Origin of the sequence: Lysobacter sp. GCM10012299, from assembly GCF_042649405.1 — a bacterium.
In the GTDB taxonomy this organism is placed as follows: domain Bacteria; phylum Pseudomonadota; class Gammaproteobacteria; order Xanthomonadales; family Xanthomonadaceae; genus Lysobacter_J.
Genome location: NZ_JBHRZC010000002.1, coordinates 337,475 through 358,207 on the forward strand (window position 1 = coordinate 337,475; position 20,733 = coordinate 358,207).

Consider the following 20,733-nt stretch of genomic DNA (forward strand, 5'->3'; position numbering starts at 1 on the left):
GGTCAGCGCACCGGCGACAGCGCGCCGTCCTTGCCGATCACGTAGTCGGCCGGCGCATCGGTGGCCACCAGGACGACGCGGTCGCCGATGGGCACGCCGTCGTAGCTGGGGATCTCGTGGCACAGGCGGAGGTATATCCAATGCTGGCCCGGATCCAGTGCGCGGATCCGCACGCTGTTGTTTCCGGATGCGGCCACCGCCCGTGCCAGGGACGGCGAAAAGACCGATTGCAGTTCCCCGATCTGATGCATGCGGCGCATCACGTTGACGCCGTGCCAGCAGCTCAGCAGCGCCGCCAGCACCAGCACGGTGCGGCCGCCTCGACCCAACCGGCTCCACGCCGCGGCACCGAGCCCGGCGACGGCCGCCGTGTAGCCGTATCCGTACTGGTTGGCTGATTCGGCCAGGATCAGCACCGGCCCCAGCGCGGCGCCGCCCAGCAGCACGAAGGCAACCAACCAGCGCAGGCCGGCGCGCCAGAACGCCCAGGCCAGCGCCAGCCAGACGCCGAGGCCGATCCACGTGCGCGCATCGGAGAATCCATCGGGCAGCAGGCCGGTGATGCCCAGGCGGGTCGCGATGGGCGGAAACACCTGGTACTCGAGCCAGCGCAGCGGAATGTTGGCCAGGCTCCAGCCGTAATTGGACTGGCGCGGCGCGAACAGGATCACCCCCAGGCGCAGTGCCAGGTAGATCGCGACCGGCACCAGTGCGCCCAGCGTCGCGTAGGCCCAGCTGCGGGGGCGACCGAGCATCAGCCAGGCGACCGCGGTCAGGGCCGGAATGACGATGGCCGATTCCTTCGACAGCAGGCCGATGGCCGTCAGCGCCGCCGCGCCCACGGCGATGGCCAGCGGCGCGCGCGGGCGCTGCGCGGTGGCAAGCAGGCCGGTCGCAAGCGCGCAGCCGACCCAGATCAGGTCACCAATGGTGCCGACCCAGCCATGGGTCTGCATCGCGAACGGGCTCTGCGCGAACACCAGCGCGGCGGCGAAGGCCGGCGCCGGCGCGACCTCGAAGCGGCGCAGCAGCGTCGCCAGCATCGCGCAGTTGAGCCCGCCCCAGGCCACCATCACGCCGTGGAAGAGGAACGGGTGGGCAAACAGGTGCTGCGACAGCCACAGCCACAGGCTGAAGGTCAGTGGCCGGTACTGGAAGCTGTCGAGCCCGGTCCACAAATAGCCGCGCGAGACCAGGTTGGCGTCCTGGCCGGCAAAGGCGGCCCACTGCAGCTCGTCGTGGCTGAAATAGCCGGGATTGAGGACCAGGGGCGCCTGCACCAGCAGCACCGCGGCCACGACCGCCAGCCAGAACCACCCCTGCCGCCCTTTCCCTGCTTCCACGGTGGCACCGTCGCATCCCTCGGAGGCGGCATTGTGCGTAACGGCCGGCAACCGCGCCATACCGTGCCGTCCTCGACGCCGGCGTTAAGCGGATAGAATCAGCGGCCCGCCTGTGGTTTCCCTGTGATGTCCGACACCTCGCCCGCCAACGACCTCAAACAAGCCGCGCTCGACTACCACCGCCTGAGCCCGCCCGGCAAGATCAAGGTCAGTGCGACCAAGCCGATGGTGACCCAGCGCGACCTGGCCCTGGCGTACTCGCCGGGCGTGGCGTTTGCCTGCGAGGCGATCGTTGCCGACCCCAACTGCGCCAGCGAACTCACCGCGCGCGGCAACCTGGTGGCGGTGATCAGCAACGGCACCGCGGTGCTGGGCCTGGGCGACATCGGCCCGCTGGCCGGCAAGCCGGTCATGGAAGGCAAGGGCGTGCTGTTCCAGAAGTTCGCCGGCATCGACGTGTTCGACATCGAGATCGACGAGCGCGACCCGGACAAGCTGGTCGACATCATCGCCAGCCTGGAGCCGACCTTCGGCGGCATCAACCTGGAAGACATCAAGGCGCCGGAGTGCTTCATCGTCGAGCGCAAGCTGCGCGAGCGGATGAAGATCCCGGTGTTCCACGACGACCAGCACGGCACCGCGATCATCGTCGGCGCGGCGGTCATCAACGCGCTGGAAGTGGTCGGCAAGGACATCGGCAGCATCAGGATCGCCACCACCGGCGCCGGTGCAGCGGGCATCGCCTGCCTGGACATGCTGGTCGCGCTGGGCGTGAAGAAAGAGAACATCACCGCGTTCGACCGCGAGGGCGTGATCTACACCGGTCGCGACCACATGGACCCGGACAAGGCCCGCTACGCGCGCGACACGTCGCAGCGCACGCTGGCTGAAATAGTGGAGGGCGCCGACATCTTCCTGGGCCTGTCCGCCGGCGGCATCCTCAAGCCGGAGATGGTGGCCACGATGGCCGACAAGCCCATCATCCTGGCGCTGGCCAATCCCTACCCGGAGATCCTGCCGGAGGATGCCAAGAAGGTCCGCCCGGACTGCATCATCGCCACCGGCCGTTCGGACTACCCGAACCAGGTCAACAACGCGCTGTGCTTCCCGTATATCTTCCGTGGCGCGCTCGACGTCGGCGCGACCGGCATCAACGAAGCGATGAAGCTCGCCTGCGTGCGCGCGATCGCCAAGCTGGCGCGGATGGAATCGTCCGACCTGGGCAGCGCCTACGGCGGTGAGGTGCCGACCTTCGGCGCCGAATACCTGATCCCGCGCCCGTTCGACCCGCGCCTGCTGGTGGTGCTGGCGCCGGCCGTGGCCAAGGCCGCGATGGAGTCGGGCATCGCCAACCGTCCGATCGAGGACATGCGCGCTTACGAAGAGAAGCTCGGCACCTTCATCTACCGCACCGGCCTGGTGATGAAGCCGGTCTACGACCGCGCCCGCAGCGATCGCAAGCGCGTGGTCTACGCCGAAGGCGAGGAAGAGACCGTGCTGCGCGCCGTGCAGACGGTGATCGACGATGGCCTGGCGTTCCCGATCCTGATCGGGCGCCCGGACGTGATCGACACGCGCATCCAGCGCCTGGGCCTGCGCATGCGCGCCGGCGTCGATTTCGAACTGACCAACATCAACGACGACCCGCGCTTCAACGACTACTGGCAGACCTACCACGCCCTGACCGAGCGTCGCGGCGTGACGCCGGCGGCGGCGAAGAACCTGCTGCGTTCGCGCCCGACCCTGATCGCGGCGCTGATGGTCGAGCGCGGCGAAGCCGACGCGATGATCTGCGGCCTGGTCGGACGCTTCCACAAGAAGCTGGGCTACATGCGCAGCATCTTCGACTTCGACCCGGGCGTGACCGGCACGGCGGCGATGACCGGCGTGATCAACGACCAGGGCGTGTGGTTCTTCCTCGACACGCACGTGCAGTGCGATCCCACGGCCGAGCAGATCGCCGAGGCGACGCTGCAGGCAAGCTTCCGCCTGAAGCTGTTCGGCATCGAGCCGAAGGTGGCGCTGCTGTCGCACTCCAACTTCGGCAGCCACGACAACGCCTCGGCGGCAAAGATGCGCAAGGTCTACCAGCTGATCAAGGACCGCGTGCCGAAGCTGGAGATGGACGGCGAGATGCAGGCCGACACCGCGTGGGACGAGGAGCTGCGCCACCGCATCTTCCCGAACACGCGCCTGAAGGGCCGCGCCAACCTGTTCGTGATGCCCAACCTGGATGCGGCCAACATCACCTACAACATGGTGCGGGTGATGACCGAAGGCGTGGCGATCGGCCCGATCCTGATGGGCCTGGACAAGCCGGCCCACATCCTGACGCCGGCGTCGACGCCGCGCCGCGTGGTCAACATGACGGCGATCGCGGCGGTGGACGCGCAGATCCGCGCGTCGCTGGGGCAGCAGGGCTAAAGCTCGTCGTCCTCGTCATCGCCACGCAGCACCTTCCGCTGCATGGCGTCGAGGTACGCATCGGCCTCCGCCGCTGACGAGAAGATCTCGTTCAGCGGCACCGCCTTCACCACGTCGAACACCTTCTGGATCTGCGGCTGCGGGTTGAGGACCAGCACCTTGCCCGAGTGCCCGGCCAGCGCTTTGCGCGCGCGGAAGATCGAGCGGATCCCGGCCGAGCTGATGTACTCGAGCTGGCTCAGGTCCAGCAGCAATGACTGCGTGTCGGCGCCCAGCAGGGGTTCCAGCTGGCGGTCCAGTTCGGCATAGCTGTGGGTGTCGAGGCGGCCGCCGAGGGCGACGCGCTGCGAGCCGTTGCTGGGCGGATCGATGTGGATCTGGAGTTCCATGGGCGACCTCGTGTGGGGGACTTGCCTTGCGACTTCAACTCAGCGGGTACGCAACACCACGTGCAGCACGTTGTAGGGTTCCTCGCGGACGTAGCGCACGCTGCGCGCCAGTTCGCGCACCAGGTGCACGCCCAGGCCGCCGATCGGCCGGTCTAGGATGTCGGCGTCCAGTTCCGGTGGTTCCTGGTCGAGCGGGTCGAACGGCTTGCCGTTGTCGCGGAACTCGACGTGCAGGCCATCGTCGTCGCGGGCGATGTCGACCGCGATGCGGCGCGGCGTGGGCTCGCCGTCTTCGCCGTCGTCGTCGCCATAGTCGATCGCGTTGCTGACCACTTCCTCGGCGATCAGCCGCATGTCGTCGCGCAGTTCCCTGGCGATGCCATGCTCGAGCAGCGACTGCTCGATCGAATCGAGCAACAGCCCCAGCTGCGTGCGTTCGCACGGGATCTGCAGGCGCAGTCGCATCAGGCATTCCCCCCGGTAGATGGATCGAACCTCAGCGCCAGCACGGTGATGTCGTCGGACTGCTCGGCACCGTTGGCGAAGCCGTGCGCGGCCGCGAGCAGGGCTTCGCACAGGCCGCGGGCATCGGCCCCGGCCGGCAGCGCCGACAGCAGCCGCTCGCTGCCGAAGGCATTCTGCCCGCCATCGAGCGCCTCGCTGATGCCGTCCGTGTAGGCCACCAACGCATCGCCGGGCTGCAGCCGGCCGCGCCACAGCGGGTATCTGTCGGCGATGTCGACGCCCAGCGGCGGGCCGGTGGGCACCTCGATGAACTCGCGGTGGCCATCGGCGCGCACCAGCACCGGCGCCTCGTGGCCGGCGCTGGCCAGCACCATCTCGCCGGTGCCGGCATCGATCGCACCGCACAGCACGGTGGCGAACATGCAGGTGTCGTTGCCTTCGACCAGGCGCGCGGCGGCCACGCGCAACGCCTTGTCGGGCGTGCCGCCCAGGCTGGTCGCGACTTCCAGCACCGTCATCGCCCGCGCCATGAACAACGCCGCCGGCACGCCCTTGTCGGAGACATCGCCGATCACGAACCACAGCACGCGATCGTCGCGCACGAAGAACGTGTAGAAATCGCCGCCGACCGCCTTTGCCGGCTCCAGCGACGCGTGCGCCTGCAGGCGATGGCCGTCGGCATGCAAGGTGGGCGCCGGCGGCAGCATCGCCAGCTGGATGTCGCGCGCGATCGACAGCTCGCTCTCGAGCTTCTGCCGGCTGCGCGCCATGCGGTCGATCTCGGCCAGCTGCGACTTGATCGAGCTTCGCGCACGGTCGTAGGCGCGTGCGAGCAGGCCGACTTCGTCGCGGCGGTTCGTGTGCGGCAACGGCCAGTCGAACTCGCCGGCGGCGAAGTGGCCGGCCGACGAGGTCAATGCCAGCAGCGGCCGCGTGATCGGTCGTGCGATCAGCCACAGCACCAGCACCACGACCAGCACCGCGAGCAGGCCGCCGGCGATCACCGCGCGCGTGGTGCGGCGCAGCTGCTCCTGCGCGTATTGCTCGGACACCGACACTGCGACCGTCCAAGCGCTGTCCGGAACCGGCTGCACCATGGCGATGCGGCGAATGTGGGTGGTCGGATCGAAATAGGTGGCGTCGGCGCTGCGGCGCTCGCGCACGGCGTCGAGCAACGGTTGCAGCATGCGGCCCTCGACCGCGCGCACGCGATCCTCCAGCCGCGCCTTCAGTTCCAGTGCGGGCGACGGGTGGACGACGTACAGGTGCTCCGGGCTGAGCACGATGCGCTGCACCGGCGAGTCGGGCGACTGCTGGCCGATGAGGGTGCGCAGCCGGCTGACCGGCACGTCCAGGCTGACCATGCCGACCGGCTTCGACGCCAGGTCGCCCGGGTTGCGCCGGATCGGCCGGTTGTAGGTGACGAACATCTGCTCGCCGGTGGCGGCATTGCGGTAGGGCTCGGACCACCACGGGCGACCTTCGCCGATCGTGCGTTTCCACCACGGCTGGTCGTGGTAGTCGTAACCGCGCGAACGCATCTGTTGCGTGTAGAAGCCCTTGCCTTCGCGCCGCACGTACCAGCTGTAGGCGGCGTCGCCGTCATCGAGTGCGCCGGGTTCCAGGATCAGCATCGCGCCTTCGATGTCGTCGTCACCGGCGACGGTGGCGCGGAGCAGGGCATCGAGCGTGTGGGGATCGCGACCGACGCCGCGCACGGCTTCACCCAGGGTGGTCGCGCCGACCTGGACGGACTCCAGTGTCGCGTGCAGGCCCAGCGCGGTCTGTTCGGCGAGGGTGTGGATTTCGCGCTCGCTCTGCGCGGTGATCAGCCTGGCCGAGCGCGCCTGCACCACCAGCGTCGCCCCCAGCAGCACGGCCACGCAGCCCAGGCAGATCCACAGCACCAGCCGCGTGCGCAGGCTCCGGTACCAGGGCACGGCGCGACCGGACGCAGGCAACTCGGCTATGAGCTGGGTCATGGCGGTACCGGATCAGGAGCCCCTTCGCCGCAGCATAGCGCCGGCATGTGATGCCGGTGCTAACGGCCCCAAACCCCCGTCATTCCCGCGAAGGCGGGAATCCATGGACGTCGCCCTTGGCCTGCCAGAACAGTGTCCCTGGATTCCCGCCTTCGCGGGAATGACGCTACTGGGGACGGTCGCTCCAGCCGATGCCCACCGTCACCCCGCGCCCCGCCCCCGGCTCGAAGTACCGCGCATTGCCCTCGTTGACGATCACCGAGCCGGCGAACTCGCGATCGAACACGTTGTCCACGCGCATGAACGCCCGCCACCCGGAGGCCGCCGCGCGCCACTGCAACCTCAGCGCGAACTGTGCGTAGCCCGGCGCATGGTCGGTATTGCGGTCGTCGGTGGCGATGCGATCGCTGGCACGTGCTTCCACTGCCGCAATGATCCGGCCACTGGCATCGTTCCAGGCCAGCTCCGCATAACCGTCGGCCTGCGGAATGCCTGGAATGCGATTGCCCGCGTCCACCTCCTGCAGCTGCTCGACACCACCGCTGGCCACGCGATAGCTGAAAGGCTCGGTGAAACGCGCCCGCAGCCAGTTGACGGTGAGCACGTAGGACCACTGCGGGTGCAAGCGCGCATTGATGCCCGCCTCGATGCCCTCGCGCCGGGTACGACCGGCGTTGGCGAAGCTGGCGCGGCCGCCGCGGTTGTCGGCGGGCACGATCTCGTCTTCGCCGTCGATGCGATAGGCCGCGATGCTGGCGTCGCCCGAATGCAGGCGCCAGCGCGCCCCGACTTCGGCGCTGTCGAAGTGCGCCGGCTGCAAATCGAAATTCAAACCGGCGCCGCCATCGGGCCGGTACGCCAGCTCGGTCACCGTCGGCGTCTCGAAACCGCGGCCGACGCTGGCGAACACCTCGCCATGGCCAAACGCACGCGCGACGCCGAGCGATGCCGCAGTCTCGCGGTAGTCGAGGCTGCCGCTGTCGTCGCCATTGCCCGGCGCGATGTAGTGATCGTCGGACGAGAAGTGCAGGCGCGCATGACGCACGGCCCCGAGCACGGTCCAGTCGTCGGCCGGCCGCAGGTCGCCGAGCACGTAGGCCTCGTTGCTGCGGATGCGGTTGTCCTCGTCGCGACGCAGGCGCCCGCGCACGCCGAGCTGCGTGCCGACGAAGTTCTCGTAGCCGCGACGCTGCTCGTGCAACCAGCCGGCTTCGGCACCAATGGTCAGCGCGCCATGCTCGCCGTCCCAGCGATGGCCGGCTTCAACGCCGGACGACTGCCGTCCCAGGTCGATGACGCCACCGGCGCTGGTCGGCGCGCGCTGTGCCGCGATCGGGATCGCCAGGAACTGCACGACGTCACGCGTCACGCCATACCCGCCCAGCCAGTACTCGCGCCCCGTCGCATACGCATCCTCCCAGCGTGCACCGGCCTGCCCGTTGTCGATGCGCTTGCGCGTGTCGAACAACTCCGCGACCGGATCGGTGCCATGCGGATCGCGCTGCCACTGCGCGCGGGTGAGTCCGAGCGGGTCGTCGGTGTACGGCTGGTGCAAACCGCCCGCCACCAACCGCAATCGCTGGCCTTCGCCCGGCACCCACTGCGCGATTGTGTCGACCTGCGCACGCTCGGCCGAGCTGTGCGGACGGTCGCCGTCAGTGGTGAAGTAACTGCCCAGCGCTTTCCAGCGCCAGGCATCGTCGTCGCTGGCGCCTTCGATGCCGGTGGCGAGTCGGCCACTCGCATTCGATCCGGCCCAGGCATCGACATCGACACGGTGGCCGCCATCGAGCACCGTCTCGCCGACGATCGCACCGCCGGCGGCATTGCCGTACTGCAGGGCCAGCGGCCCGCGCAGCACCTGGATGCGATCGAGCGCGCTCAGCGGAAAGCTCGCCGCCTGCCCCTGGCCATCGAGTGCCGACGACGGAATGCCATCGACGATCAACTTGATGCCGCGGATCCCGAACGTCGAGCGCGCACCGAAGCCGCGGCTCTGCACCTGCAGGTCCTGCGCGTAGTTCTGGCGATCGAGCACGGTGATGCCCGGCGCCCGCACCAGCGCTTCCGACAGCGAGACCTGGCGTTGGCCGGCACGCAGCGTGTCGCCATCGATGACGGTGACCGAACCGGGGAAGCCGGACAGCTCGTGGCGCGCGCCAAGCACCTCGACCGTGTCCAGGGTGGTGGCCGACGGCGGCGCCTGCTGCGCCATCGCCGGCGGCAGGGCCAGCAGGCAGGCCAGGGCGATGGCCGACGGCGGCCCGGCCCGGCGCGACAACGCGACGCATACAGGCCGGCCGATACCGTGTGCCGAGATGTCGTCCCTGGGGGGTCCAATCATGAAAACCGCAGTCCGCCTGTTGCTGGTCCTGACCATTGTCGCCGTACCTGCCTGGCTCTGGGCGCAGTCGACGCCGCCACCGGCACCGGCGCCCGCCCCCGCCCCCGTGGCGGTCGCCGCACCGCCGCCGCCGAGCGACCCGTTGCCGATGGACCTCGACGGCGACGGCGTGGTCACCGCGATGGAGCACGCCGCCGGCGCCCGCTCGCTGTTCGAGCACATGGACGCCAACCACGACGAGAAAGTGACCCGCGAGGAGATGCTCAATTTCCAGCGCGAAGTGCTGGGCGTGCCGATCGCGCCGCCGGGCAGGTAGGGCTTCTGACCGTCATCCCCGCGAAGGCGGGGACCCATTCTGTTGTCATCCCCGCGAAGGCGGGGATCCAGGGACGTCGCTCCAAGGTCTTCATGTCTCGCCGGGACAACCACGTCCATGGATTCCCGCCTTCGCGGGAATGACGGATTCAGCGAGGGCAGGGTCGCCGCCCCATTCGCGCCCGTAGGGATTTCAGGCTTTCAATCCCCCTTTCGTCGCAACGCTGCGGCCCATTGCGGCAGGCTGGTCCACCGGTGTCGCCCTGTTAGAATCCGGACTCTAAACCCCCGCCCCACACGAGGCGCGGCCAATAGGGGCCGCGATACGCATGACTTCTCTCCACGCCGCGATTACCGACATTCTCCAGAACGACCCGGACCCGACCGAGACCCGCGAGTGGATCGAGTCCGTCCAGGCCGTCATCGAGCGCGAGGGCGCAGAGCGCGCCCACCAGCTGCTCGAAGGCATGGTGGAAGTCACCCGTCGCGCCGGCGCGCACCTGCCGTTCTCGCCGACCACCGAATACATCAACACCATCCCCGCGCACCTGGAGGCCAAGAGCCCCGGTGACCACGCGATGGAATGGCGCATCCGTTCGATCCTGCGCTGGAACGCGCTGGCGATGGTCGTGCGTGCCAACCGCAAGCCGGGCGACCTCGGCGGCCACATTGCCAGCTTCGCGTCGGCGGCCACGCTCTATGACGTCGGCTTCAACCACTTCTGGCGCGGTGCCGACGGCGACCACCCAGGCGACATCATCGGCGTGCAGGGCCACAGCTCGCCGGGCATCTACGCGCGCTCGTTCCTCGAAGGCCGCCTGACCGAATCGCAGCTCGACAACTTCCGCATGGAAGTCGACGGCCGCGGCATCAGCTCGTATCCGCACCCGTGGCTGATGCCGGACTACTGGCAGGTCGCAACCGTGTCGATGGGCCTGGGCCCGATCGCCGCGATCTACCAGGCGCGCAACTGGAAGTACCTGGAAAGCCGCGGCCTGATGCCCAAGACCGACCGCAAGGTCTGGGCGTTCCTCGGCGACGGCGAGACCGACGAGCCCGAATCGCTCGGCGCGATCTCGGTCGCCGGTCGCGAAGGCCTCGACAACCTGGTCTTCGTCATCAACTGCAACCTGCAGCGCCTCGACGGCCCGGTGCGCGGCAACGGCAAGATCATCCAGGAACTGGAAGGCCAGTTCCGCGGCGCCGGCTGGAACGTCATCAAGACGATCTGGGGCAGCTACTGGGATCCGCTCCTGGCGCGCGACACCACCGGCAAGCTGCGCCAGCTGATGATGGAAACCGTCGACGGCGAGTACCAGAACTGCAAGGCGTTCGGCGGCAAGTACACGCGCGAGAACTTCTTCAACAAGTACCCCGAGACCGCCCAGCTCGTCGCCAACCTCAGCGACGACGACATCTGGCGCCTCAACCGCGGCGGCCACGATCCGCACAAGGTCTACGCGGCGTACCACGAGGCCGTGAACACCAAGGGCATGCCGACCGTGATCCTGGCCAAGACGGTCAAGGGCTACGGCATGGGCGCGGCCGGCGAGTCGCTCAACCCGACCCACCAGACCAAGAAGCTCGACGACGAAGCCGTGCGCATGTTCCGCGACCGCTTCAACATCCCGGTGACGGATGCGCAGCTGGCCGACGGCAAGGTGCCGTTCTTCCACCCGGGCGAGAAGTCGCCGGAAGTGGAATACATGATGGAGCGCCGCAACGCGCTCGGCGGCTTCCTGCCCAAGCGTCGCCGCAAGGCCAGCACCTCGCTGGAAGCGCCGAAGCTGGAAGTGTTCGACCGCCTGCTCAAGGCCACCGGCGATCGCGAGATCAGCACCACGATGGCGTTCGTGCAGTCGCTCAACATCATCCTGCGCGACAAGGAAGTGGGCCCGCGCTGCGTGCCGATCGTCGCCGACGAAGCGCGCACCTTCGGCATGGAAGGCCTGTTCCGCCAAATCGGCATCTACGCCCAGCACGGCCAGAAGTACAAGCCGGTCGACCGCGACCAGCTGATGTACTACCGCGAGGACGAAGCCGGCCAGGTGCTGGAAGAAGGCATCACCGAAGCCGGCGCGTTCGCCAGCTGGATGGCCGCGGCGACCAGCTACAGCACCAGCGACCTGCAGATGCTGCCGTTCTACATCTTCTATTCGATGTTCGGCTTCCAGCGCATCGGCGACAGCGCCTGGCAGGCAGCGGACATGCGCTCGCGCGGCTTCCTGCTCGGCGCCACCGCCGGCCGCACCACCATCAACGGCGAGGGCCTCCAGCACGAAGACGGCCACAGCCACCTGGTGGCCAGCACCATCCCGAACTGCCGCAGCTACGACCCGACGTTCGGTTACGAAGTCGCGGTGATCCTGCAGCACGGCATGCAGCGCATGCTCACCGAGCAGCAGGACGAGTACTACTACATCACCCTGATGAACGAGAACTACAGCCACCCGGAGATGCCGGAAGGCTCGGCCGAGGGCATCATCAAGGGCATGTACCTGCTGCAGGACGCAGGCAAGGCCAAGAAGGGCGAACTGCGCGTGCAGCTGATGGGCTCGGGCACGATCCTGCGCGAAGCCATCGCCGCCGCCGAACTGCTCGACAAGGACTTCGGCGTCACCGCCGACATCTGGTCCTGCCCGAGCTTCAATGAGCTGGCGCGCGACGGCGAGGACGCCATCCGCCACAACCGCCTCAACCCGGAAGCCACCCCGCGCAAGCCGTACGTCACCACGCTGCTGGAAGGCCGCCAGGGCCCGGCGATCGTCGCCACCGACTACGTGCGTACGTACGTCAACCAGATCCGTGAGTTCGTGCCGATGCATTACACGGTGCTGGGCACGGATGGGTTTGGCCGTAGTGATACGCGTGCGAATCTGCGCCGCCACTTTGAAGTTGACCGTTACTACATCGCGCACGCCGCGATTGCGGCACTGGCGGCGGAAGGGAAGATGACGGCGAAGGATGTGGCGCGGGCCATCAAGACTTATAAGCTTGATGGGGAGAAGCCGAATCCGATTGGGGTTTAACAAAATTGAAAGCCCCGCTCACGCGGGGCTTTCTATCTCGCCAGCTCAACGGCGAGCTGGGGCATCGTTGATCGGCTCTGTGGCCTAGGGTGGCGTCCCCGCGCCGGGCCCTGCCTCGCCTTTTGTGACGCAAGTCAAACCCGAGTATTGTCAGCGGCTGCTACCTACCCGGGAGTAAGGAATGGCCGCCGTACCGAAGAAAGTCGCGGAACGCCTTGTTGCTGGACTTAAGCGTTACCAGCCGATCCTGTCGGCTGCGAGGACGCGAGATGTCGGGGAGGCGGACACCGTAACAATCATCAAGGACATGCTTGCTGATGTATTTGGGTACGACAAGTACTCAGACGTGACGTCAGAGCACTCCATTCGCGGAACGTTCTGCGACCTCGCCATTAAGATCGACAATCAGCTGCAAACGCTGATTGAAGTTAAGGCGATCGGTCTGGACTTGAAAGATCAGCACGTCAAGCAGGCGATCGACTATGCGGCGAATCAAGGCGTTGATTGGGTGCTGCTAACCAATGGCGTTACTTGGCGCGTCTACCACCTGATTTTCGCAAAGCCGATCGACCAAGAGTTGGTTCTGGAGATTGACTTCTGCGCACTTAGTACCCGTTCCGAAGGGGATATCGAGCTGCTTTATCTCTGGTGCAAGGAAGGTTGGCAACGATCTGTGCTTGGCGAGTATCACACGCAGAAGCAGGCGCTTTCCCGATTCTTCGTGGGGGCAATGCTCCAAACAGATGCAATCCTCGACGTAATTCGCCGTGAGCTTCGCCGCGTGTCGCCGGACGTCAGGATCGATTCTTCACAGATCAAGGATGTGCTGGTTAACGAAGTAATAAAGCGCGAGGTGCTTGAGGGCGACAAGGCGGACGAAGCTCGAAGGAAGGTTGCCAAGGCGGCCAACAAGTCGCTGCGCGCTACGACACCAAAGCAATCAAAGCCAGCTCAGGAGGCTGGCGGCGGCGCCTAAACGGAGCGGACTCTGAAGACTGGAGCGAGATAGGTCGGCCGGTCTGTGCGACGTGGCGGGTTATCTTCTTGGATCCAAGTCGTTGGTTTTGGTCGCGAACGAGGTGGCCCTCATCGCACATTCCATGTGCCACGCAGCGGGTTTTCCGGGCTAGGAGCCTAATGGTGTGGCCCGATAACTCACCGGGTCCAGTTCGCAACTGGCCGCTAAAGGGCCAGGGAGAGCAAACATCTGCGGCTTTCTCCGGAAGCCGAAGAGGCGATATAGATGGAATTTGTCCTGCTGCTCGTCAGAGAAGCCGATCTCGTTGGGAGTCACGAAGAATGGCGTTTCGGCCACGTATGCCGTGGTCTTAACCTCAATGAACCGTTCACGCCCATCTCCATCGAAAGACAAGATGTCATAACCGGTGCCATCGCCTTTGGTTACGGAGACGTGCTCGATTCGGTTTGCCAGCGATTTGGCGCCCATCTCGTGCAAACGCCGAGCTTCGAACTCCATGACAAGTAGTTCACCGGCCAAACCAAGCGACCGATTTCGCGCTTCCCGTTCGAGATAGTCGCGCTTGATTGGTGCGCGTCTGACCCACTCTGCTCGAGGTTCACGCGCTGAGTGCTTTGGCTTCGGCGCTTCGACAACGAAATCCCGGAAGTCGTCGACAACTGGAGTTTCGGCCGGTGTTTCGACGCTCCTGATGGCAGCAGCATCGAGCGCATGGTCCTGCTCAAGGGCACGGCCGACAATCTCGACCAGCAGTCGCTGGAAGTTTGGGAGTGGTTTGTAGCCTGTCAAGCCTTGCGCACCATACAGATTGAGGACTGCGCTAATGTTGCGGTGCTTGTATTCGATAGATTGGCGATTCCGCGCCGGTAAGAGCTCCTGAAGCCTGCGGTTATGCTCGGCCTTGTTCGGCTTCTGGCCGAGCTCCTGCATGCGCAACATCTGGAAGTAAACCGCAACTACTGCCTCCACTTCCGTGACGGTCCATGGAGAGCCGGCGATCCCGTCGTCAATTGTCATCAGCGCCCCTCGCGTCTGCGACGCCAGGATAGCCCCGGATCGCCCCGCAAGGAATGGGCGACGCAACGAGTCACCTTCACCTATAGGCCATCAGCCTCGGAGACCCGGCAGATCAGACCGCCCCGCCGACTGACCATACTTGGACCCCTGGCAATCGCTCTAGGTGGCGCTGCCTGCCCTCATCGAAACCGGGGCACATAAAGAAGACGTACTTGTGCGCGGCGTGTGTCGTGCTGACCTTTAGCAGGTCATTGCGCAGTTTCTGGTTGTTCGACGTGTTCACGGCAGCGAACACCTCGCAGGCAACACCGTCGCCATGCGTTGACTCGATGTCAGTCCCTCCTGCCGTACCAAGGTTCAACGCGAATGGTGCGAACTCTGGATGTAGCCTAATCAGGATCCTCAATGCTCGGGCAGAAGCAATGTACGTGAACGTCTGATTCAGTTGTTCAATGATGTTAAGTGGCGATTCCGAGTCCAATGGATCGAAGCCTACAGGTTTGAACTTCATAGACCACAATGTATGCAGAACGTCCGAAGCGCTATGCAAGTCGGCGAGCTTTGCCAACGCCTTTGCTGCTGATCGGACGACCGCCTCTTCCAGTTGACTGGCGTCGGCTTCAGTCGCTATCGATCGTCGTTTCATGAGATTCAGCTCCTGGCTGTGAGCGTTCGTCCACTTAAATACCAAGGGACGTTGTCGGTGGAAGGATCCCCTACCACCCCTTGCACTCCTGCAACAACGAAATCGCCGCCTTGACGTTGTTGTCCGCGACCAGATCCCGCTTCACCGCATCCGTCGGATAGAAGTTGTACGCCCAGTTGTTCGCAATCGAGCAGCCACCCCTCTCCATCGTCGAGTACGACTCGATCGACGTCGCAAACGTCTTGCCATCCTTGTAGAGCCAATCCGCGGCGTCGCCATAGCTCGGATAGCCCGACATGCCGCAGCCGTCCAGGTTGGCGGTGGTCGGGAAGTCATCCTGGATGTCCTTGTAGCCGGTGGCGATCGCCATGCCCTTGGTCAGGCTGTCGAAGATGCCGACATGGCCAGGGTCGACGCCCGTATTGGGCGCGATCGGCGTGTGCGTGATCGGATGCATCACCACGCCAGTGAAGCTGTGCCAGGACAACCCGCAAATCAGGCCATCCACTTCCACCTTGCGCTTGGTGGCGAACTGGCTGTGCGCCAAACCGCGCACGGCTTGCGTCTCCACCTCGGAGAAGGGCGCCTCGCCGGGGTATTGAGGCGAATCGGTGTCGAGGTTGCCGGTGGCCGGGTCGATGCCGTTGGAGATCGCGCCCGGCAGGGTCATGCGCTGTGCAGGCGAGAACAGCGAAACGTGTTCGAACGCATAGTTGCGGTTGAGGTCGGTGCCGCAACGCTTCTGGCCCTTGGTCCCGCGCGTGTTCTTGCGCCAGTCGACCTGGTTGCCGATCGCGAGGTCGTAGCCATTCGGGTTGACCACGGGGATCACCCAGACCTCGCGCTTCTCCAGGATGCCCTGGATGGTGGCGTCATTGCTGAAGCCCTCGGTCAGCGTCTTCAGCAGGCGCATGGTCGCCGCGCCGGAGATCAGCTCGCGGGCATGGTGGACACCGAGGAAGGCGACCTCCGGCTCCTTCTCGTTGTCGCCCGGGCGCGCCGACACCTTGATCGCATAGATCCTGCGGCCCGGCTGTGGCTTACGGCCATCGCAGCTTTCCACCGTACGCTGCGTCCAGTAGTACAGCCGCACCAGGTCCTTGTTGGGATTGCCATCAAAGGTCTGTGCCAGCAAGTACAGCGCCTGCTCGATCGCCGCGTAGGTGGGGTAGATGCCGGGCGAGTTGTGCGGGTTGTACAGCGCGCTCTGCATCAGGGCGGCGGACGGTCGCAGCCCAGCTGCGGGCAGCGATGCGGTGACCTTCGGGTACGGCAGCTCGCCGGCGAGTGCCACCGGGAAGGTGCCGCCCTTGCGGATCAGTTCCAGCGCATCGGCCATCGCCTGGCTGTAGGTGATGCCCATCATGTCGGCCTGAGCGCCCTTGAGCGGTGGACCGTTGGGCGGCTGGTCGTTGGCGTACGCCATGAAGTCACTGATGCCGTCGCCGTTGCTGTCTACCTTGTCGGGCGAGGAGCCCAGGCGGGCTTCCAGTGCATCGGTCAGGCCGTCGAAGTCGGTGTCGGGGCTGGGCACGCGCGGGTCGAAGCCGAAGTACGCATTGAGCACTTCGTCGAAGTCGTTCCACTTGTCGCCGTCGGTGTCCGGCGAGTCCGCGCGCGTCTTCAGCTCGGCTTCGCGTGCATCGGTGAGGCCGTCGCGATCGCGGTCGGCGTCGGCGCGGATGAGGTCGAAGCCGAACTCGGCGGTGCGGTCCTCGAAGCCATCGTCGTAGCCGTCGCCATCACTGTCGCGGTTGTCCGGCTTGCTGCGCAGCTCCAGTTCGCGGTCGTCGGTGACGCCATCGCCGTCGCGATCCGCACCTGGGGTAAACGCGCGTTTGTCGTCGCTCGAGATCGATGCCCAGGCCGTTGCTGGGGTCTTCGGTGTGCGTTTGCAACCGCTCGCCACCACTGCGATGCAAAGCAGCAGGCAGGCAAGGGTGCAGTAGCGCATGCTCGATGGGTGCGGACGCGCATTTCCGGACGCGTGCATGGCATGCCCTCCTGTGGCTGGTGCGCAACAACAAGGGCAACGGCCACCCCTCTGCGAGGCGGCCAGAAACCGCGGGCTTGGCCGATAGGCGGCAGGTGAGCCGGCCTGTCCATCCCGTGGACGGGATGTTCATTCCCTAAAGTCACCCCTTATTTCCGGCCGGTGGGTCGCCAAGTCATCGGGGAAGCAATGGCCAGTTGCCATCGCCTTACTCCCCACTTCCGGAAAACATCAATGAGCAAGCTCGCAGGCAAGGTCGCCGTCGTAACCGGCGCCTCCAAGGGTATCGGCGCCGCCATCGCCACCGCACTGGCCGCCGAAGGCGCGTCGGTCGTCGTCAACTACGCGTCCAGCCAGGAGGCCGCCGACGCGGTCGTTTCGAAGATCACCGCGGCCGGTGGCAAGGCCATCGCAGTGCGCGGCGACGTCTCCAGCAAGGCCGATGCCGAGGCCATCGTGGATGCGGCCGTCACGAAGTTCGGCCGGCTCGATGTCCTGGTCAACAACTCGGGCGTCTACAACTTCACGCCACTCGAAGAGATCACCGAGGCTGACTTCAACCGCCACTTCAACATCAATGTCCTCGGCCTGCTGTTGACCACGCAGGCGGCTGCGAAGCACCTGAGCGAGGGTGGCAGCGTCATCAACATCGGTTCGCTCGTCACCCGCATCACCCCGCCCGGCAGCGCCGTCTACACGGCCACCAAGGGTGCGGTGGACGCCATCACCGGCGTGCTGTCGCTGGAGCTGGGCCCGCGCAATATCCGCGTCAACTCGATCAACCCCGGCATGGTCGAAACCGAGGGCACGCATGCGGCGGGCTTCATCGGCTCCGACTTCCACGGCCACGCCGTCGCGCAGACGCCGCTGGGACGCATCGGCCAACCCGACGACATCGCTTCGATCGCCGTGTTCCTGGCCTCGGACGACTCGCGCTGGCTCACGGGTGAGCTGTTGAAGGCTGCGGGCGGCATGCGCTGACCGTTCGGCGGGACGGAGGCGCCGTGCCTCCGTCCCGCCCACTGGCGGGCCCCGGGCCGTGCGAAACTCGCCCGGCTGACGCGAGGCCTGGGGAGGCCGCGCAGCTGCAGGGGCCGTCGCGCCCCGCTGGGGGATCTCTTGAGAGCACGCAACGTTGTCGCGTGGATTGCGGTCGCCATTGCCCTTCCGCTGGCCGGGAGCTGTCTTGCTGCGGACCTGGTAGTGACGCCGCCGCCGCCCGTGCCCGCCCCGCCGCCGCTTCCACCGCCGCCACCGCCGCCCGCTTCGGATCCCGCGCAGACCTTGCGGCTGCCTTCTTATGTCCCGCCGTTCAAGCTGACCAACCAGCCGCCCAAGTTCCCCGAGGAGGCGCTGTGCCGGCAGCTGACGGGGCTGGCCAAGCTGGTGCTGACCATCTCGCCGGCAGGGACGGTGGAGAACGCGGTCGTCGAGAAGTCCAGCGGATATCCCTCCCTGGACAGCGCTGCCTATGCCGCGGGGATGGAGTGGAAGTTCCGGCCCGCATTCGAGTACGGCGTCCCCGTTCGATCGAGGGCACGCGTGCCGGTGGAGTTCGTCGCGCCGGCGGAGTGGCCGCACTGCAGCCGCGGCGTGCGCGTCCTCACCACCTATACGCTGCTCGGCGCCGAAGGCAGCGACACGGGCGCGGCGATGTTCACGCCGATGTTCGCGCCCAGCGACAAGGTGAGCGCGGTCGTTGAGTACGTGCTGACGTCGCCGGACGCGGCGGGCGAGTCACTGAGCGTCCGCTGGATTTACCTGGACGACGCCGGCCATCCGGTGATCCGTCACGAACAGACGTCGCCGATGGAGGAGGGCGGGCGAAAGCGTTTCGTCCTGTCCGGAGCGCAACCCGGTGGTTGGAAGCCGGGGCGTTACCAGATCGAAGTGCGTTTGAAGGACGACATCCTCGGGCAAGGGGAGTTCGCTGTCCGCTGACCAGGCGGCTGGATGTACACCAGGCGTCTGGTGCCTCACTTGATATGCACGTGTACGACAATTGGCGAGCCGTCGAAGTGAAACTTGGCCTCGCTGAACGTCGGCGGCCGCATAGCGACCTTGGGGTTCTGGCTGACGCCATTGGGCTCGGCCGGCGCTCCGTAGACGTCCTTGTCAAAACGCCCATTGTCATTCGCGTCCTGGATGACCTGGACGGCGTAATCGCCAGGCACCACTGCGTCGAATACAAACCTCATGGGTTCAGCGGCACGAACACGGCGCTTCTCGTAGCGTTTACAGGGAGTTAGAAACTCCGCTTCGGGGCACAAATTCACGCGCAATGTTCCTTTCGCTTGCCGAACCCCGGAAACAACCACGGTGATCCCAGCAGGATCCTTGTCTTTCCCGAAGGCAGTGAGCGTAGTCGACAGTAGTGCCAATAGGAGGGCAGATCGGAACATGGGCGGCGTCCAAGCCTGACGTTCTGTTGAATTGGGAAGGAATAATTACGTCATAGGCAGCGCGCAGCATCAGGGGCTGCCCCTGAAGATGCGTACGCGATCCGCTCGGCCATTCGTAAGGTGAGTCCGCTCAGCGCGCCAGCTCCGCCGACAGCGCCCTCAGCAACGCCGCGCCGTCGCCGCGCCACGCGCTGCCGTGCATGCACGCCAGCGTGTGCGGGTTGGCTTGCGCCAGCTTCTCCAGGATCGCGCCGCTGTTGGTCGCGTGTGCGTAGTAGTCCATCTGATGACGGAATGCCTCGCTTGGCCCGAGCACGTCGGTTTCCGTCAACGACAGGTGCCCGGTGCCTGGCTGCGTGAACAGATCGCCACAAAACAGCGTGGAGGTGTGTTCCTCCATCAGGTACCCGCACTCCCAGCCATGCGGCAGGTGCGCTGCGTCGAACCAGCGGACGCGATGGCGGCCCAGCGACACGACTTCACCGTCTGCGAGTGCGCGCGGTGGCCGGTCAGCGAGGTCGTTCATCGACACCATCGCCGCGATCGTGCCGCACAGCGGCGCGGCCTGCGGCGCCACGGCCAGCCACTGGTTCATCGACCCACATTCGTCCGCTTCCACGTGCGAGAACGCCACGTGCCGCAGCCGCTCCAGCGGCATCACGCTGGCGACCGCCTCGGACACCATCGGGAACAACCCGCGCAACCCGGTATGGAACAGCAGCGGCTCGTCGTCGACGACCAGGTACTGGTTGAACGAGAACGGCGTGTTCCCCGGCAGCGCCACCGGCGTGTTGATCCGGTAGACGTGCTCGGCGATCTCGTGGACGTTGGTGCCTGACTGGCGGTTGGTGATGGTCATGGCGGCTCCGGGGCGGCCACGGGCGGAATCCGGGCCGACATTACGGGTCAACGCAAGGACCCGGGCGAGGGGGTCAGGTCCGTGGCCGAACCACCACCCACTCCACCACCACCAGCGCTGCAAACACCGAGTACGCCGCGACGAACGCCCACCATGGCGCTTCGAAGAAGATCAGCTGCGACAGCCAGTGGGCGATGAACGATTCGCGGTAGGCCGTCTGCCCGGCGTGCTCGCGCAGCGCCTGCTCCCAGATGGTCAGCGGGCACAGCGCGCCCAGCCAGGCCTGCGCGGCGATGAAGACCATCAGCAGCACGTGCACCAGCCGCCATCGGTAGCCGCGGACCCAGCGCCATCCGCGCAGGCCGCCGACCAGCACCGCCACGGCGCCCAGCACGACGAAGGCGACGATGCCGACGTGGAGCACCAGGATCGCGTCGGCCAGCAGGGCCGCGCAGTGGGGCGACAGCGTTTGCATGGCTGTGGACTCTACCGGTTGCGGGTGACCGCCATGGCCTGTCAGGCTTTCGGCCCTGCCTTCCATCACCG

At 66.2% G+C, this 20,733-nt stretch carries 17 protein-coding genes; 6 read left to right on the top strand and 11 right to left on the bottom strand.

What is annotated here, in order from left to right:
- Positions 1-2 precede the first annotated feature (2 nt).
- Positions 3-1,343 (bottom strand): hypothetical protein, encoded by a 1,341-nt coding sequence (locus ACFOPO_RS05830; RefSeq protein WP_386701853.1) that lies wholly within the window; start codon positions 1,341-1,343, stop codon positions 3-5.
- A 126-nt stretch (positions 1,344-1,469) separates the two neighbouring features.
- On the opposite strand from ACFOPO_RS05830, the gene ACFOPO_RS05835 reads away from it, so the two are divergent.
- Positions 1,470-3,767, top strand: coding sequence for an NADP-dependent malic enzyme (locus ACFOPO_RS05835; protein ID WP_386701855.1), 2,298 nt, complete (start codon positions 1,470-1,472; stop codon positions 3,765-3,767).
- Here ACFOPO_RS05835 and ACFOPO_RS05840 read toward each other — a convergent pair.
- From ACFOPO_RS05840 to ACFOPO_RS05855, 4 genes are all read right to left on the bottom strand, one after another.
- Entirely contained in the window at positions 3,764-4,156 is a 393-nt protein-coding gene (locus ACFOPO_RS05840) for an STAS domain-containing protein (protein WP_386701857.1), read from the bottom strand. The genes ACFOPO_RS05835 and ACFOPO_RS05840 overlap by 4 nt on opposite strands.
- 39 nt (positions 4,157-4,195) lie before the next feature.
- Positions 4,196-4,621 carry an ATP-binding protein gene (locus ACFOPO_RS05845; RefSeq protein ID WP_386701859.1) on the bottom strand — a complete coding sequence of 142 codons (426 nt, stop codon included), beginning with the start codon at positions 4,619-4,621 and terminating at the stop codon, positions 4,196-4,198.
- Positions 4,621-6,603, bottom strand: coding sequence for a SpoIIE family protein phosphatase (locus tag ACFOPO_RS05850; RefSeq protein ID WP_386701861.1), 1,983 nt, complete (start codon positions 6,601-6,603; stop codon positions 4,621-4,623). The genes ACFOPO_RS05845 and ACFOPO_RS05850 overlap by 1 nt, the downstream gene beginning before the upstream one ends.
- A 166-nt stretch (positions 6,604-6,769) precedes the next feature.
- Positions 6,770-8,947 (bottom strand): TonB-dependent receptor family protein, encoded by a 2,178-nt coding sequence (locus tag ACFOPO_RS05855; protein ID WP_386701863.1) that lies wholly within the window; start codon positions 8,945-8,947, stop codon positions 6,770-6,772.
- On the opposite strand from ACFOPO_RS05855, the gene ACFOPO_RS05860 reads away from it, so the two are divergent.
- The 3 genes from ACFOPO_RS05860 to ACFOPO_RS05870 all read left to right on the top strand — a co-directional run bounded on the left by ACFOPO_RS05860 (position 8,946) and on the right by ACFOPO_RS05870 (position 13,267).
- Positions 8,946-9,263: a hypothetical protein gene (locus ACFOPO_RS05860; protein WP_386701865.1), complete on the top strand. Its 318-nt coding sequence runs from the start codon at positions 8,946-8,948 to the stop codon at positions 9,261-9,263. The two genes, ACFOPO_RS05855 and ACFOPO_RS05860, sit on opposite strands and share 2 nt — an antisense overlap.
- Before the next feature lie 328 nt (positions 9,264-9,591).
- Complete coding sequence (gene aceE, locus ACFOPO_RS05865; RefSeq protein ID WP_386701867.1) at positions 9,592-12,291, top strand: pyruvate dehydrogenase (acetyl-transferring), homodimeric type; 2,700 nt, start codon at positions 9,592-9,594, stop codon at positions 12,289-12,291.
- Positions 12,292-12,472: 181 nt separating this feature from the next.
- On the top strand, positions 12,473-13,267 hold the full coding sequence (locus ACFOPO_RS05870) for a type I restriction enzyme HsdR N-terminal domain-containing protein (RefSeq protein ID WP_386701869.1): 795 nt from the start codon (positions 12,473-12,475) through the stop codon (positions 13,265-13,267).
- Positions 13,268-13,417: 150 nt separating this feature from the next.
- On the opposite strand, the gene ACFOPO_RS05875 is transcribed toward ACFOPO_RS05870, so the two are convergent.
- The 3 genes from ACFOPO_RS05875 to ACFOPO_RS05885 form a co-directional block, all read right to left on the bottom strand.
- Complete coding sequence (locus tag ACFOPO_RS05875) at positions 13,418-14,287, bottom strand: DUF3883 domain-containing protein (protein WP_386701871.1); 870 nt, start codon at positions 14,285-14,287, stop codon at positions 13,418-13,420.
- A 112-nt stretch (positions 14,288-14,399) separates the two neighbouring features.
- Positions 14,400-14,933 (bottom strand): hypothetical protein, encoded by a 534-nt coding sequence (locus ACFOPO_RS05880; protein WP_386701873.1) that lies wholly within the window; start codon positions 14,931-14,933, stop codon positions 14,400-14,402.
- A 70-nt stretch (positions 14,934-15,003) separates the two neighbouring features.
- Entirely contained in the window at positions 15,004-16,926 is a 1,923-nt protein-coding gene (locus ACFOPO_RS05885) for a M14 family zinc carboxypeptidase (protein ID WP_386701875.1), read from the bottom strand.
- A 234-nt stretch (positions 16,927-17,160) separates the two neighbouring features.
- On the opposite strand from ACFOPO_RS05885, the gene ACFOPO_RS05890 reads away from it, so the two are divergent.
- A complete protein-coding gene (locus ACFOPO_RS05890) occupies positions 17,161-17,907 on the top strand; it encodes an SDR family NAD(P)-dependent oxidoreductase (protein ID WP_386701877.1) in 747 nt (248 codons plus the stop codon).
- Between the two features lie 138 nt (positions 17,908-18,045).
- Positions 18,046-18,867: an energy transducer TonB gene (locus ACFOPO_RS05895; RefSeq protein WP_386701879.1), complete on the top strand. Its 822-nt coding sequence runs from the start codon at positions 18,046-18,048 to the stop codon at positions 18,865-18,867.
- A 35-nt stretch (positions 18,868-18,902) separates the two neighbouring features.
- Here ACFOPO_RS05895 and ACFOPO_RS05900 read toward each other — a convergent pair whose 3' ends face one another.
- The 3 genes from ACFOPO_RS05900 to ACFOPO_RS05910 all read right to left on the bottom strand — a co-directional run bounded on the left by ACFOPO_RS05900 (position 18,903) and on the right by ACFOPO_RS05910 (position 20,662).
- Positions 18,903-19,328, bottom strand: a complete 426-nt coding sequence (locus ACFOPO_RS05900) for a DUF2141 domain-containing protein (RefSeq protein ID WP_386701881.1) — start codon at positions 19,326-19,328, stop codon at positions 18,903-18,905.
- 130 nt (positions 19,329-19,458) lie between these two features.
- A complete protein-coding gene (locus ACFOPO_RS05905; protein ID WP_386701883.1) occupies positions 19,459-20,187 on the bottom strand; it encodes a hypothetical protein in 729 nt (242 codons plus the stop codon).
- 73 nt (positions 20,188-20,260) lie between these two features.
- Positions 20,261-20,662, bottom strand: a complete 402-nt coding sequence (locus tag ACFOPO_RS05910; protein ID WP_386701885.1) for a DUF2784 domain-containing protein — start codon at positions 20,660-20,662, stop codon at positions 20,261-20,263.
- Between the last annotated feature and the right edge of the window lie 71 nt (positions 20,663-20,733).